Below are 14955 nucleotides of genomic sequence, written 5' to 3'. Positions count from 1 at the left end.
TCTCAGCAAATGCTCCAACGCCAGGTATACCGCATGCCCAAAGCCGGCTCCATTAACCACCTCAAACAGCAAACCGAGGAATTCCGGCCACCAATGGCCGACCAGGTATGCATAGCGGTGCGGGCCATAGGGCTGAACTTTGCCGATGTGTTTGCCATGCAGGGGCTCTACAGCGCTACCCCCGAAGGGCCGTTTATACCGGTTTGGAGTTTTCAGGGGAGGTGGTGGCTGTGGGCGAAGCCGTGCAGGAGTGGCGGGTGGGTGACCGCGTGATGGGAGTAACCAAGTTTGGGGGATACGTGTCGCACATTAACATTAACCACCGCTATGTGGTGGCGCTGCCGGATAGTTGGAGCTTTGAGGAAGGAGCGGGTTTTCTGGTGCAAGGGCTCACGGCCTATTATGCACTCACAGAACTCGGGGACCTGCAGCAGGGGATGACGGTGCTGATCCACAGCGCGGCCGGAGGCGTGGGCATTCTGGCCAACCGCATCTGCAAAAAGTATGGCGCTTATACCATTGGCACAGTGGGGCAGCCGGGCAAAGTGGATTTCCTGCGCCAACACGAGGGGTACGACGCAGTTATACTTCGGGATAATGATTTTTATGTTAAGCTGAAAGAGGCCCTGGGGGAGCGTGAGCTGCGCCTGATCATGGAATGCATCGGAGGCAAGGTGCTGGCCGAAGGGTGGAAGGCCATGGCGCCGATGGGCCGGATGGTGGTGTACGGCAACGCCAGCTTCTCCAGCCACAGTAACCGCCCCAATTACCCGCGCCTTATTTGGAAGTACCTCTGGCGCCCTGAAATTGACCCGCTGCGCCTGCCTACCGAAAACAAGTCGTTGATGGGCTTTAACCTGATTTACCTTTACGAGCAGACCGACATGATGCACCGCCTCCTGCGGGAGCTACAGGTATCGGATCTGCAGCCCCAGCACATCGGCCATGTGTATGAATTTAACCAGATGCATGAGGCAATCCGGCTCTTCCAGCGGGGGCAGTCGGTAGGGAAAGTGGTGGTGAAAGTATAGGTATTATACTTCTCTATCCCTCTTTCATGGAGTAAGTTTCCAGGCTTGTGTGTTCCGCTGTTCCGGACATCCATGTCCGGAACCTTTCTGCTGCGGACTTCCAAGTCCGCGTAAGCCATACTTTATACTTTTGTACCTTCGGCTATATTTTGGCAATAGCTGATATACTTTGGCTATACTTTATACTTGCCAGTTTATAATTTCATAGCAACCGCTTCCTTCCATTTGAACCAAGCTATTCTTACTAGCTTCCGTTCATCCTCAAGCCTTACATAAGCTACTGTTGCATCTATACTTGGCTCCCTCCCAGGCCGGGAGGCCTCGCCTTCGGGCATCGCGCTGTGTACATTTCCTTTGCTACCCTTCGGTCGCAATGCCCTTTCAGAACACCGGAAATCTACAAGGCGCTCAACCCAAAGGCTGGGAAGAGAATCGATAGCCGCTGCCTCTGCTATGCAACAAGTATGGACTGTCCCCTTGAGGACAAGCAAGAACGAGAGTTCGAAGCTTGCGAGCAGCGCTCAATAGGGGTGTTTATACTTTAGCTATAGAACTTATACTTCAGCTAAGGTAATGACAGACTCCCCTCCTTAGCCAAGGAGGAGCCAGGGGTGATTGGACCAGGCACTGCAGAAATCCTACATTCGTTCTGAAGAAGACCTCCAAAGCATCAACAAACCAAACTATAACCCCTACTTCTTATCCCCACCCGTGAACGGCACAAACAGCACGGGCAGCAACCGCTGGGTAGTTACCTTGCCTTTCTTTTTCTCGAGCAGCAGGAGTGTCTGGGTGCCGTTCTGCGGGCCAACCGGGATGACCATGCGGCCGCCGTCTTTCAGCTGCGCTACCAGCGGCGGGGGTATTGCTTCGGCGGCGGCTGTAACCACGATGGCATCAAAAGGAGCGTGCTCCTCCCAGCCGTGATAGCCATTGCCAACTTTCACCTCCACATTTTCATAACCCAGTTCCTTCAGCCTTTGGGCCGCAGATTTTCCCAGTTCAGGTATGATTTCTACCGTATAAACCTGCTGCACGATTTCGGCCAGCACTGCCGCCTGGTAGCCGTTGCCGGTGCCGATCTCCAGCACTTTCATGTGCGGCTTCGGCCGGATGACCTCTGTCATGTAGGCTACCATGTAGGGCTGCGAAATGGTTTGGCCGGAGCCGATGGGCAGGGGATTGTCCTCGTAGGCGTAGGCTACCTGGTCCGGGGGCACGAACAGGTGGCGCTCCACCGTTCGCATGGCCTTCAGCACAGCCTTGTCCGAAATGCCGCGCGCCTCAATGGATTGCTTCACCATGCGCTCCCTTTTTTCCTGAAAATTATCCTGGTTTTGCAGCAGCAGAAGTACAAACAGCAAAAGTATAGATGCGGGCGATACCATAAGTATAAAATTTACGCCTGGGCAAGTATAAAAAGGTAGTAATCTACGCTGGGTGCGTGCCGGGTATCCCTTAGTTATACTTTGTATGGCAGGATAGGTTCCGGAGCTGATGTGGGCAAGCAGGCAGAGAAAACCAGCCTAACATAGCTCAGCTTCTTAAGTTATACTTTGCCGCAGTAAGAAACGGAAATTACACCAACTTCCTCCGCAGTGCACACAACCTTCAGGCTGGCATTCAGCAACCTTGGTTTACTGTATATAATTTAGTTGCATCAAGCCAGGCTGTTCTCTGTTTACGTAATCCGGGATAGGAAGAACAAATGAGAGACAATCCTGCTTTTGATTTTGTGGGTTTGCTGGTACCAGCTGTGCAGGTGAGCTAGGGTATGCTTCCGCTGTTCGCGGTCAGTGGTTTCGCTCCAGCAGCGGGAAAACAACAAAATTTCTGGTAAGATGGGGAAGGAGTGGTAAGTATATAGCAAAAGCCTGATATATTTTCTAGCTTACAGGCAGGAACACCAGCTATACTTATACCATGAAACTACGAGCCATACTTTATACTTTTATACTTTCGGCCGGCGTGGCCCTGTCGGGTTGCGCGGGTAAAACGGCCACCACACAGGAGCAGGTAGCGGAACTGCGGGTGATGAGCTACAACATCCACCACGCCAACCCGCCCAGCCGGCCCAGCGTGATTGATCTGGATGCCATTGCCCGCGTTATCCGGGAGCACAGCCCAGACCTGGTGGCGCTACAGGAAGTGGACGTGAACACAAGCCGATCGGGCAACATCAACCAGGCAGCCGCCCTGGCAGAGAAGTTAGGCATGAACTTCTTCTTCGCCCGCGCTATTGATTTCGGTGGCGGTGAGTATGGCGTGGCTATACTTTCCAAATACCCGCTCAGCGAAATGAATTTGGTGCCACTGCCCGAAGATGCCGCGCCGGAGGCAGAAGACCGCGTGCTGGCTACGGCCAACGTAACCTTGCCCGGCGGCAAAACCATCCGCTTCGGCAGCACCCACCTGGACGTGCAGAACGCAGCCAACCGCCTGCAGCAGGTACAAACCATCAACAGCATTGCCGCCCAAGAGCAACTGCCGTTTATACTTGCCGGCGACTTTAACGACCTGCCCGAGAGCGATGCCATCGCCGAACTCGACAAAGCGTTTACCCGCACCTGCCAGTCTGATTGCGCGCCCACCATCCCCGTAGACGTGCCCACCCGTGCCATTGATTTCATCGCCTTCAGCAAGGCGTCGGGCTTTAAGGTAGTGTCGCAGCAGGTTATTCCCGAGCGCTACGCCTCCGACCATTTGCCGGTGGTGGCTACGCTTCGGTTTTAGGGCATTTGCAGCTCCTCGCGAAAGTATAAAGTTATGTTTGGCGCAGCGACGGTAGCTTTTATTGAAGGATTCAGGCCTGTTTGGTATACCGGCGGCGCAGCAGCGAGGCATTTCTTTTGCGGCGGTAGTAGCGCTTTATTTTACCCAAGCTGTGGCGCATTTTCTTTGGCCTTCGGTGGGGGTGGGGCAGGTGGCAGACCTGGCACTCAGGCTCCTCCATTTGCCTGAGCAGTTCAGGCATTTTGTCTTCTACCTGCCGCAGGTAAGCCAGTATGGTCAGTGTTCCGAAAATTCCAATCAGGGAAAGTATAAATGTTATAATCATGGTACGCTACTCAAATTTAGGGAAGTGCCGCCTCCCTAGGCAGGTTCGTCCGGGTTGATGCGGCAGCACGACGTGGTTATTTCCTAAAACCTATATACCAGTTTTATTATTGCGTACCGAAAACCTTTTTTAGTAAACGGACGTAGGGTGGCAGCTGGATTGGATTTGCAGGAGTGGGTGATGAAAGTATAGGTTGCTGGGTTTTAGGGTATGAGTGGTTGATTTATACTTGTACTTTCACTGGCGCAATTGTCCGATTGTGACCTTCTTATAGATTATACTTGAGAATACTTCATAGCCCCTGCTTCCTCCTACTTTAACCAAGCTACTCTCGCTGGCGCGGGTTTGCAACCCGTGCCTACCTATGATGTTGGGTTTGTAACCCAACTGGCTTGAAAAGTCATATTTTATACTTTGGCTATACTTTTATACTTGCCGGTCTATACTTCCATAGCCACGACCTCCTGCAACTGGAGCTAAGCTATCCTTACTAGCTCCCTTTCATCCTCTAGTTCCAACAAACCTAACATTGCATCGCTGGCTTTGGCTCCCTCCCAGGCCGGGAGGCCTCGCCTTGGGGGAAGGGGCCCTCGATAAGGGCATCGCGCTGCTTTCGCTTCCTGCCCTCGTACCTCGGGCTGCCTTTCAGGCACCGGAACCTCTCGAGGCGCTCAACCCAAAGGCTGGGAAGCAGTTCGATAGCTTCTGCTGCTGCAACTTCAGCCAAAGTCCCCCTTTGAAGGGGGTAGGGGGATGTAATCGCCTGCAGAGAAAGCATTCGAAAGCTATGGCTATTGCTGTCATCTCGACCTTTGGGGGAGATCTATTTAAAATTCCAGCCAGATATCTCGCGCTGCTCGAAATGACAAGAATGTAGCAAGTATAAATTCCCCTCTTGGGAGGTGCTGGGGTGGGTTTAGACTTTGTAGGGACAGGTCGCGACCTGTCCGCGCGAGAACTGTAGCTATGAAATTTATAAGTCAGCCAAAGTAATAGCGGGCTCCCCTCCTTGGCCAAGGAGGGGCCAGGGGTGGTTGGACCCGGTGCTACAGAAGCTACTTGGCTTTGAGGAAGAGGTAACAAAAAAACAGCCGCTTCACCCTGGGGCAAAGCGACTGCTATACTTTTATACGGTAGCCGGGCTTAGTTGCCAAGCCAGGCGTTCCAAGGAATGCGGCTCAGGATCAGGATAAGGCCGATGCCGTAGAAAATGGCAATGCTCTTGAAGCCTTTGTTTCCAGCACCAATCTGGCGCTTTGCGCGGGCGTATCCCACGGTAATCAGGACAACGGCGATAATCATGGTAAGCGGGTGCTCCAATACGAAAAGTCGCTGTTCCGAAACTTTCATGAAGCCCTCAGTTGCCCATTCAATTCCTTTTGGCGACACAAAGTATAAAATCACGCCGATAACCCACTGCAGGTGCGTCGGGATGAGGCCCAGCAGGCCGAGCTTTCTGTCTTTATCGCCAAAGTTCTTGTTGCCGAACCATCCGGCCAGGGCGGCCACAAAGCTGATGAGCAAACCTAACAGTACGAGGTAGCTCAAGAATGAATGTAGGTGCTGTATTCCTGTATACATGCTGTTGTTTTTTGGTGTTTGGTGTAAATATAGTGAATAAAAGATTAACAAAGGCCTGCCCGGTAAGTTTCGCCCGGCTCACACACGCTCTAGTGTACGTGTCTTTTCTTCCTGCGCCTGCTTCTCTTTAAACGGCTGCCACTGCTGCTCCATAAAGGACGCCGGGTACTGATCCACGTCCTCGAAGCCCAACTCTATGTCACGGCCGTCGGCGGGGAGGTAGGCGGTGCCGAAAAGGTAGTCCCACAGGCTCAGGCTGATGCCGTAGTTGGCACCGTAGCGGCGCGGCATGTGCTTGGCGTGGTGCCAGATGTGCATCTGCGGGTTGTTAAAGATGAAGCGCAGCGGCCCCAGCGGCAGCTTTAGGTTGGAATGGTTAAAGTGCCCGATGGCCGTAGCGAAAATGTGTACCAGGAAGAAATCCTGAATCCCGAAGCCAATCATGGCCAGCGGTATGTACTCCAGCGTGCGATACACCACCGTTTCGCCCCAATGGAAGCGCAGGTGCGCGGCAAAGCCCATCTGCTGTACCGAGTGGTGCAGCTTATGGAAGCGCCACAGAAACTCGGAGCGGTGCAGCAGGCGGTGCACGTTCCACTGAATAAAGTCGCGCACCACAAACAGCGTGAGCAGCTGCGCCCACACCGGCCAGCTTTGTACTTCAAATGCCACCAGGTTCTCTACCCCAAACAGTCCCAGCAGGTCATTGAAAGCCTCAACGCCGATGTTGGAGATGGCATTGAAGCCCACCAGCGAGAAGAGGAAAAAGTTGAAGAACATGTAAAAGCCGTCGAGCCAGAAATCCTGCCGGATGGCGGCCTGGTGGCGCCGCCAGGGGAGCAGCACCTCCAGCAGCCAGAAAAACAGCGACAGGCCCAGGAGCCAGTAAAAGTAGTTGCCCCAGCCCGGGTACAGGATTTCCCGCCACAGGTAGCCCGCATAATCAGTAAAAGACGAGATCAGGAGGTGCCAGTACTTTTCCATGTCATGTGAAGTATAGCTGCGAGATTATTCTACCTGAACGCCTGCCTGCTTCAGGGCCTCGAAGCCCTCGGCAGCCTCGTATACCTGCTCAAAGCCCAGTTGCTGCATCCGGCGCACCACGTCTCTGCTTCTGCTGCCAACTGCGCAGTAAACCAGGTAAGGCTTGGTGGTGTCCAGCTCCTTCAGTCGTTGCTCGAAGCCGGGGGAGTAGTAGTCCAGCAGGAGAGCGTCTGCCACATGTCCGGCCTGATGCTCGCCAGGGGTGCGCACATCCAGCACCACCAGTTCTTTGTGTTGTTCCAGCAAAGCCTTTGCCTCATGGCTGTTGATGGTAACGGCTTTTCCGGCCTCACCGGTTTCGGACCGAACTATGGCTCCGTTTGCATCGATTAACTCTGAGGCGGAGGGGTCTGTGCTGCATGCGCTGAGCAGTGCGGCTGTGGCAAGGGCAAAGGGTAGCTTCTTTAGCATCATCGGTCGGATAGATAAAAGTATAAACCGGCACGCAGCCTTGGCGCAGCGTGCCGGCCTGTTTTATTTCTTTGCCAGCCCCACCAGGAACTCGCGCACTTCTTTGGTATCGTAATCGGCCATGCCTTCCTGTTTGGCCACAATCTTGCCCTCCGGCGAGATAATGAAGGTGGTAGGGATGGCGTTGGAGTAAAACTCCTGCGGGAACGAACTGGCCGGCATGTATACCGGAAAAGTATATCCTTTCTTATCGATGTACTTCTTCACCTTTTCCACGCCGCCCTCGTCCACCGAAAGCATCACAAAGGCGACATTTTCATCGGCCAGCTTATCGTGGAGGCGCTGGATGTTAGGCATTTCAGCCACGCAGGGCGGACACCAGGTGGCCCAGATGTTGAGGAACACCACCTTGCCCTTCAGGCTCTCGAAGTCGGTCACTTTGCCGTTCAGGTCCACCAGTTTAAAACCGGCGCCTGCCATGGTGGGGTTGGCGGCTACGGCTGCTTCCACTACTGCGTTGGCATCAGGGTTTTGCAGGGTCTCCGGCACCTCGGCATTGCGGATGCCAGTGGCCAGCAGCAGGCGCTGCACCTGCCCAATAGCCTCGGTGTGCAGCCCGGTAAAGTATAGAATCCCGAAAACGCCAAGCATCCAGGCCCAGCTAGGGATTTGCTTTATTGAAAATTTAGATTTGCTCATTATTTCTCTTTGATGAATTATACTTTCAGCTCAACTCCTCTGTGGCGCTGCTACTGCAGGCTGTGCGTAGCATTGGCTCCAAAAAACTAGTATGTTAAACTGTAGAAAAGATATACCACTATGCTTGTGTTTTTCCAGCCGCAAAGCGTAAATCCGTGTGGCTGTATGAATAAACCCCGGGTGATGCAGGAAGGATTTTCCAGCAAGTATAGCCTGCGTAGCGGCAACAGTTATATCAGGGAGGCTTTCCTGTTTGCGGGGTAAACTCAAGCGATCTGTGGCGGATCTGGTTCTATCTTGAGGCAGGGCGAGAGCGGCTTTCTGACAGGGTTCAGTGTGCTGACAAGCGCACTTGCCGAGGGAAGCTGCAGCGGCTGTTGCCCTGCGTTCAGTACAGCAAAATAGGTTTGGCTGCAGTCGGTAAGCACGGTGCCTGCTTCCCGCTGTTCGGAGTGCGTTTGGTGCCTGAGGCACTTCCGGGTACATGGCCGCTTCAAAACGCCTGCCGCGCACTTTTTCTTAATAGTGCCCTGCTCTGTAGGGAGGGTACCGTAAAGCATGCTGCCCTTCGGTAAGGAGAAAAGCAGGAGCGTGGTACTCAGAAACAGAAGCAGATAGCCCTTCATCAGGTGTACAGTGCGCTAAGTTTAAAGCATAAATCGCTTACAAATTACGGATACTGCGCAGTTGGCACAAGTATGCCTGTATATACAGCGCCTTTATCCGTTCATAAAGCAGGTTCCGGTTCCTGAACCGTTCTATGTTTTCCTCGCGGGACCTTATTATCAGTGCCCCCCTGGCCATACTTAAAAGAGAAGCTCTTTCCCGATAATGTATAAGCCCATGATAAGCACAAACCAGCCAAAGGCCGTCTTCAGTTTCTCAGCATGAATTTTCTCAGCTACAAAGGAGCCGACAAATATACCCGCTATCGAGATAAGGGAGAAGATACCCAGAAACAGCCAGTCGATCTGGTAATTGAAAATGTCGCCCACGAAACCCAGCAGCGATTTGGCCGCAATGATGAGCAAGGAGGTGCCCACCGCCATTTTCATGTCGAGCTTGCTGAAGAGCACCAGGGCCGGGATGATCAAAAAACCACCGCCCGCGCCGACCAGTCCTGTGAGCGTGCCCACTACCAGGCCCTCGGCCAGAATGCCGGTGTAGTTAAACCTGGGCTCAGGATGGAAGCCGTTTGGCCTGGCTACTTCAGGCGCAGTGTCTATGTTTTCATCCACAGGCGCCTCCGGCGATTTCTTTTTCCTGATCATGCTGATAGAGGCGAAGACCATCAGCCCGGCGAACAGGAGCATCAGCAGCAGGTCTTTTGTCACCATCAGGTCGCCTACCGCGAAAATGTTGTGTGGGATGGCCGGCACAATGTAGCGCCTTGTCAGGTACACGGCCACAATGGAGGGAATGCCAAAGGCTACGGCTGTTTTCAGGCTCACCAGGCCTTTTTTGTAGAACTTGTAGCTGCCTACCAGGCTGGTTAAGCCCACGATAAACAACGAGTACGCCGTGGAGATAACGGGGCTCAGGCCTATAAGGTACACCAGCACCGGTACTGTCAGGATGGAGCCGCCCCCGCCGATCAGCCCGAGTGAGAGCCCGATCAGAAGTGCCGCCACGTATCCAAGTATTTCCATTCGTTTTTGTTCAGTTAGTTACTGCTACAAAGGTAGCCCACCTTTAGCCCCGCCTCAGTGACTGATGTCACAGAAGGTGGGAAGTTAGAAAGTTAGAAGGTTAGAAATTTAGAAAGTTGATTTCCTAGGTAGATGTATCTGGTGCTTTGCAGATGCAAATGTCTATATTTCATATAAGGAGGAAAATCCAGGGAGAAATTTTTTTGCACCATGCCGTTAAAAGTATAAAGTATACTTTTCATCTATAGACACACCCGTAAACTTTTTAACCTTCTAACTTTTTAACTTTCTAACTCCAGAGACGCAAAGAATTGCGTCTCTACAACTCTCAAACTCTCTAATTCCTAAACTCTCTAACTCATTAACTCTCTAACTCCCAATCTCTTTCTCCAGGTCGTGGATTTCGAGGTAGTTGCGGTGCAGAGTAAGGGCGCCGGTTTGCTCGAGCTTTTTGAGCAGGCGGGAGATAACCTCGCGGGAGCTGTTGAGTTCGTCGGCTATCTGCTGGTGCGAGAGGCGCACTTCGTTTCCGCTTACCTTCACGTGGCGGCGCAGGTAAAAGAGCAGGCGCTCGTCCAGGGCCTTAAAGGCGATGCTGTCCAGGGTTTGCAGCAGTTCCTCGAAGCGCTGGCGATAGGAAGCAATCACGAAGTTGTGCCAGGTTTTATACTTGCCCAGCCATAGCTCCGACAGGTGCGAGGGAACAAGGATAACCTCTGCGTCGGTGACGGCTGTTGCCTTTATCTGGCTTTGCTCGTTGCGGGCCGTGCACATCATCGACATGGCGCAGGCATTGCCGGGCTCTAGGTAATACATCAGGAACTCGTTGCCCTCCTCGTCTTCGCGGTATACTTTCAGCAGGCCGCTGAGCAGCAGGATGGTATATTTGATGTACTGTCCGGTCCGCATCACCTCGTCGCCGGCTTCCACCTTTTTCAGGATGCTTTGCTGCAGCAGTTCGTCCAGCAGGCCCTGCTCCAGGTGCGGGAATTGCCGCTGCACCGTGTCTTTATCCGGTTTTTCCATAGTAGGGTACGTATAGGCTCGTATCTCAGAGTATGTTTCAATTTCGTTTTTGCAAGCGAAAATTGGTCCGAACGGGTTCTGACAAAGTGGTTTTCAAGTCGCATAGCAGGGCTACGTGACGAGAAAAGCATGAAGTCAGGTTCCGTTCGGAGCAGTTTGCAGCGCAAAGGATGAATTTTAAATATGCTCTTAACGAAGGTACACATAAAAACAACAGAGCAGGCACTACCCGTGCCCGCTCTGCCTTTAAAAACTCATGGTTATTTTTTAGCATTGAAATCATTCACCGCCTCGCTCAGGTCCAGCACTTCGGTATCGGGCAGGGCGGCCTTCAGGATGCTGAAGCCTGCCGCCGAACGGTAGCCCCCGGCGCAGTGCACTACCACCGTTTTGTCGGCGGGCACTTCCTCCACGCGCTCGCGCAGCTGCGGCAGCGGGATGTTGATGGCATCCTCGAAAATCTGGCCGCCCTTGACCTCCGACTCGTTCCGTATGTCCACGATGGTATACTTCTTCATGTTCTTCCTGAACTCCTCCACCTTCAGCAGCGGCGATTTCTCTTCCTGCACGCTGTCTGCCACAAATGCGCCCTTAATCAGCAGCTCGTAGCCTATTTTAGCGGCCTTGGCGAGTACGTCGTTCAGCTGTTCTTCGCTGTCGGCCATAAGGTAAAATTTCTCCTCAGGCTCCACAATGCTGCCCAGCCAGGTTTCGAATTTGGCGCCGTTCTGGATGTTGAGCGCGCCTTTGTAGTGGCCCTGCTTGAATGCTTTTTCGCTGCGGGCATCCACTACCAGGGCACCTTTCTCCGGCTTGTAGTTCTTCTCCATTCTGTTAACGCCTGCTATACTTTGCTTAAAGGCTGGTGCGCCTTGCTTGTTCAGCGCCACATCGTAGCTAAAGTACTTGGGTATAAACGGCTGGTCCTCTGTCAGAATGTGCACGAATTCCTCTTCGCTCATCTGGCGGAGGGCATAGTTGCTCATTTTTTCCGCCCCAATGGTGCTGCTCTTGCCCTCGCTCAGGCCCTTCCCGCACAAAGAGCCGGCGCCGTGGGCAGGGTATACCACCACCTCGTCTGATAGTTTCATCAGCTTTTCGCGGGTGCTGTGGTACAGCTGGCGGGCCAGTTCCTCGCGCTTGGCTGTTACGTTTCCGGCGCTCTCCCGCAGGTCGGGACGGCCCACATCACCGATAAACAGCGTGTCACCCGTAAACACAGCCACGTCCTTTCCTTCATGTTCCACTACGATGCTGATGCCATCCGGCGAGTGACCCGGGGTATGCAGCGATTTATACTTTACCTCGCCCACCTGCAGTTCCGCGCCTTCATCGAAAGCCTGGTGCGGGTAATCGGCGCCCACCAGGCTGTGGGTGTAGATGGTAGCGCCGGTTTGCTGCTGAATTTCCAGGTGCGAGCTCACGAAGTCGGCGTGCGGGTGCGTCTCGATAACGCCCACGATTTTCGAGTCGTGCCCTGCGGCGTAGTCATAGTAGGGCTGCGGGTCGCGGGCCGGGTCTATGAGCATCACTTCCCGGGTCTGCTCGCTTAAGATGGCGTAGGAGAAATGCGCCAGGCCTTTGTCTTCAAACTGCTTTATCTTCATGGTATGGTTGGTTAAGTTCTATACTTTGTTCTGTCTTATACTTTCCGTATCGGTTTTAGTACAAAGGTACAGTGTTAAAATACCTGCTTCAGTGATGTTTGTCACACAGGGCCGCCCGGCATTTTTATACTTTATACTTTCAGTTGCTTCTGCAATCATACTTCCAATAAATCTGCTCTTCTGCCTCCTGAAACAAGATCATCGTTCACCCCAGCAAGTATGGCAGGCAGTCCGATGATCTTCATCAGCTTTCCGGTTTTCATGCACACACTATTAAACTTGATAAAAGTATAAACGTTGAAGAATAAGTATAATAACAGGGGTAGATTATCCATCGAACCGCACTTAAAGACCAAACCCATGGAGCCATTTATCAAGCTGTTCAACGAAATAAGTTACCAGGACCTGGACAGGGTGGGGGGGAAGAACGCCTCGCTTGGCGAAATGTATAACCAGCTGAATCCGGAAGGGATACGGGTACCTGACGGCTATGCCACCACGGCGGAGGCCTACTGGTACTTCCTCGACCACAATAACCTGCGCGGACAGCTGGAGGAAGTGCTGGGGAAACTGGACACGGATAAATTCTCGAACCTGGCTGAGGTGGGCAGAAAGTGCCGGGAGCTTATACTTGGGTCGGCATTTCCGGAAGAGATACAGCAGGAAGTGGAGCGCGGGTATGCGAACTTAACTTCAACCTATGGTGATACCATTTCGCTTGCCGTGCGCAGCAGCGCCACCGCCGAAGACCTGCCCACCGCCAGTTTTGCCGGCCAGCTGGAAACTTACCTCAACGTCAGCGGCCTGCACAACCTATACAAAGCCTGCCACCACAGCTATGCCTCGCTGTTCACCGACCGCGCCATCAAGTATAGGGTGGACAATGGGTTTGAGCACATGCAGGTGGCTTTGTCGGTGGGGGTGCAGGTGATGGTGCGCGCCGATTTGGCCTGCTCAGGGGTGATGTTCACGCTCGATCCGGATACTGGCTTTGAGCAGGCTGTCGTTATTTCCGGCTCCTGGGGCCTGGGCGAGAACGTGGTGCAGGGCGCCGTGAACACTGATGAGTTCGTGGTATTCAAGCCGATGCTGGACAAGGCCAAGCAACCGATTATCTCGCGCAAGCTGGGCAGCAAGGCCAGAACCATGGTGTATGCCGAAAAGCAGGAGGGAGAGCTGCAAAAACCCACCGATGCCATCATTAACCTGGACACGCCCCCCGAAAAGCAGGAGCAGTATGTGCTGCAGGATGCGGAGGTGCTGCAGCTGGCCAAATGGGGCAAGCGCATTGAGGAACACTACAAGCAGCCCATGGATATTGAGTGGGCCAAAGACGGCGAGTCAGGCGACCTGTTTATCGTGCAGGCAAGGCCCGAGACGGTGCAGAGCCAGCGCAAAAAAGAAGCCTTATTCACCGAGTATACTTTAAAGGAAAAGGGCAAGGTGCTTTGCTCGGGCATCGGCCTCAGCAACCGCATCGTGTCGGGTATTGCCCGCATTCTGCATTCTCCTGAGGAGATAGACAAGCTGCAGGAGGGCGAGGTGCTGGTCACCCGCAAAACCGACCCTGACTGGGACCCGATTCTGAAGAAAGCCATCGCCATTGTGACCGAGCAGGGCGGGCGCACCAGCCATGCCGCCATTGTAGCCCGCGAGGTGGGCGCCGTGGCCGTACTTGGCACCAACAACGCCACCCAAACCATACAGGACGGGCAGGAGGTGACCGTCTCCACGGCGGGCGGCGAAACAGGCTATGTGTATGAAGGCAGGCTGGCGTGGGAGGAAAAGCAGACGGACATGAGCAAGCTTGGCAGGCCGCGCACCAAGGCCATGCTTATACTTGGCGACCCGGAGCAAGCTTTCAAATACTCGTTCCTGCCAAACGATGGCGTGGGCCTGATGCGCATGGAGTTCATCATCAACAACTCCATCCAGATACACCCCATGGCGCTGAAGCATTTCGAAAAGGTGGAGGACCAGCAGGTGCGCGAAAAGATAGAACAGCTCACGCATCATTACCCCAACAAGGAAGATTACTTTGTAGACAAACTGGCCGAGGCTACCGCCGTGATTGCAGCCGCTTTTTACCCGAAGGATGTGATTGTGCGGATGAGCGATTTTAAGTCGAACGAGTATGCAAACCTACTGGGCGGCAGGCTGTTTGAGCCCGATGAGTCTAACCCGATGATTGGCCTCAGGGGCGCCTCGCGCTACTACCACCCGCTGTACCAGGAAGGCTTCGAACTGGAGTGCCAGGCCATGTGGAAGGTGCGCCACGACATGGGGCTGACAAACGTGAAGCTCATGGTTCCCTTTTGCAGAACTGTAGAGGAGGGCAGGCAGGTGATAGCACTGATGGAAAAGTATGGCCTGAAGCGCGGCAGTGATGGACTGGAGATTTATGTGATGGTGGAGATACCAAGCAACGCATTACTGGCAGAGGAATTTGCTGAGGTTTTCGACGGCTTCTCCATCGGCTCCAACGACCTCACCCAGCTCACCCTCGGCGCCGACCGTGACTCGGGTTTGCTGAGCGACATCTTTTCCCCGTTTGATGCGGCCGTGCAGCAACTCATTGTGATGACGCTGCAGAAAGCGAAGCAAACCGGCACCAAGGTCGGCCTCTGCGGCCAGGCCCCAAGTGATTACCCGCAATACGCCGCCTTTCTGGTAGAGCACGGCATCGACAGTATTTCCTTTAACCCGGATGCTTTCTTTAAAGGGCTGGAAAACATGCTGCAGGCAGAGCAGAAACTACAGCCGGGCGACGATCAGGCTGGGTATTTTTATGCGTAAGGCGGGTAAAATATAGATTATGTTCTGGGGGCCTGTGCTTTCTCAAGTCCTCT

The 14955-nt window shown here is 53.6% G+C and carries 14 protein-coding genes; 4 read left to right on the top strand and 10 right to left on the bottom strand.

The genetic code is table 11. The features are described from left to right. Positions 1-9: 9 nt before the first annotated feature. The gene (locus tag C8N40_RS23190; protein WP_245905196.1) at positions 10-273 is read left to right on the top strand and encodes a hypothetical protein; all 264 of its coding nucleotides are present in this window, start codon (positions 10-12) and stop codon (positions 271-273) included. Further along, positions 204-1031, top strand: a complete 828-nt coding sequence (locus C8N40_RS19700; RefSeq protein ID WP_245905195.1) for a zinc-binding dehydrogenase — start codon at positions 204-206, stop codon at positions 1029-1031. The genes C8N40_RS23190 and C8N40_RS19700 overlap by 70 nt, the downstream gene beginning before the upstream one ends. Positions 1032-1723: 692 nt before the next feature. Here C8N40_RS19700 and C8N40_RS19695 read toward each other — a convergent pair. Further along, positions 1724-2419 carry a protein-L-isoaspartate(D-aspartate) O-methyltransferase gene (locus C8N40_RS19695; RefSeq protein WP_108213526.1) on the bottom strand — a complete coding sequence of 232 codons (696 nt, stop codon included), beginning with the start codon at positions 2417-2419 and terminating at the stop codon, positions 1724-1726. 535 nt (positions 2420-2954) lie between these two features. On the opposite strand from C8N40_RS19695, the gene C8N40_RS19690 reads away from it, so the two are divergent. Next, complete coding sequence (locus C8N40_RS19690; protein ID WP_245905194.1) at positions 2955-3764, top strand: endonuclease/exonuclease/phosphatase family protein; 810 nt, start codon at positions 2955-2957, stop codon at positions 3762-3764. A 70-nt stretch (positions 3765-3834) separates the two neighbouring features. Here the strand turns inward: C8N40_RS19690 and C8N40_RS19685 are convergent, their stop codons facing one another. The 9 genes from C8N40_RS19685 to C8N40_RS19640 form a co-directional block, all read right to left on the bottom strand. Continuing rightward, the gene (locus C8N40_RS19685) at positions 3835-4089 is read right to left on the bottom strand and encodes a hypothetical protein (RefSeq protein WP_092104132.1); all 255 of its coding nucleotides are present in this window, start codon (positions 4087-4089) and stop codon (positions 3835-3837) included. Between the two features lie 1143 nt (positions 4090-5232). Further along, the gene (locus C8N40_RS19675; RefSeq protein ID WP_108213524.1) at positions 5233-5637 is read right to left on the bottom strand and encodes a hypothetical protein; all 405 of its coding nucleotides are present in this window, start codon (positions 5635-5637) and stop codon (positions 5233-5235) included. Between the two features lie 111 nt (positions 5638-5748). Then, the gene (locus C8N40_RS19670) at positions 5749-6654 is read right to left on the bottom strand and encodes a sterol desaturase family protein (RefSeq protein WP_108213523.1); all 906 of its coding nucleotides are present in this window, start codon (positions 6652-6654) and stop codon (positions 5749-5751) included. Positions 6655-6678: 24 nt separating this feature from the next. Further along, entirely contained in the window at positions 6679-7128 is a 450-nt protein-coding gene (locus C8N40_RS19665; RefSeq protein WP_108213522.1) for a rhodanese-like domain-containing protein, read from the bottom strand. A 60-nt stretch (positions 7129-7188) separates the two neighbouring features. Continuing rightward, a complete protein-coding gene (locus tag C8N40_RS19660; RefSeq protein WP_170114164.1) occupies positions 7189-7824 on the bottom strand; it encodes a TlpA family protein disulfide reductase in 636 nt (211 codons plus the stop codon). A gap of 266 nt (positions 7825-8090) precedes the next feature. Further along, positions 8091-8450, bottom strand: coding sequence for a hypothetical protein (locus C8N40_RS19655; protein WP_108213521.1), 360 nt, complete (start codon positions 8448-8450; stop codon positions 8091-8093). Positions 8451-8630: 180 nt separating this feature from the next. Further along, entirely contained in the window at positions 8631-9473 is an 843-nt protein-coding gene (locus tag C8N40_RS19650) for a sulfite exporter TauE/SafE family protein (protein WP_108213520.1), read from the bottom strand. Positions 9474-9842: 369 nt separating this feature from the next. Then, entirely contained in the window at positions 9843-10499 is a 657-nt protein-coding gene (locus C8N40_RS19645; RefSeq protein ID WP_108213519.1) for a Crp/Fnr family transcriptional regulator, read from the bottom strand. Between the two features lie 260 nt (positions 10500-10759). Then, complete coding sequence (locus C8N40_RS19640) at positions 10760-12106, bottom strand: MBL fold metallo-hydrolase (protein WP_108213518.1); 1347 nt, start codon at positions 12104-12106, stop codon at positions 10760-10762. 360 nt (positions 12107-12466) lie between these two features. Between C8N40_RS19640 and ppsA the strand changes: the two genes are divergently transcribed. Continuing rightward, the gene (gene ppsA, locus C8N40_RS19630) at positions 12467-14902 is read left to right on the top strand and encodes a phosphoenolpyruvate synthase (protein WP_108213516.1); all 2436 of its coding nucleotides are present in this window, start codon (positions 12467-12469) and stop codon (positions 14900-14902) included. The last annotated feature ends 53 nt before the right edge of the window (positions 14903-14955 follow it).

Origin of the sequence: Pontibacter mucosus (assembly GCF_003054055.1) — a bacterium.
In the GTDB taxonomy this organism is placed as follows: Bacteria; Bacteroidota; Bacteroidia; order Cytophagales; family Hymenobacteraceae; genus Pontibacter; species Pontibacter mucosus.
This window is presented reverse-complemented; position numbering and strand designations above follow the sequence as displayed.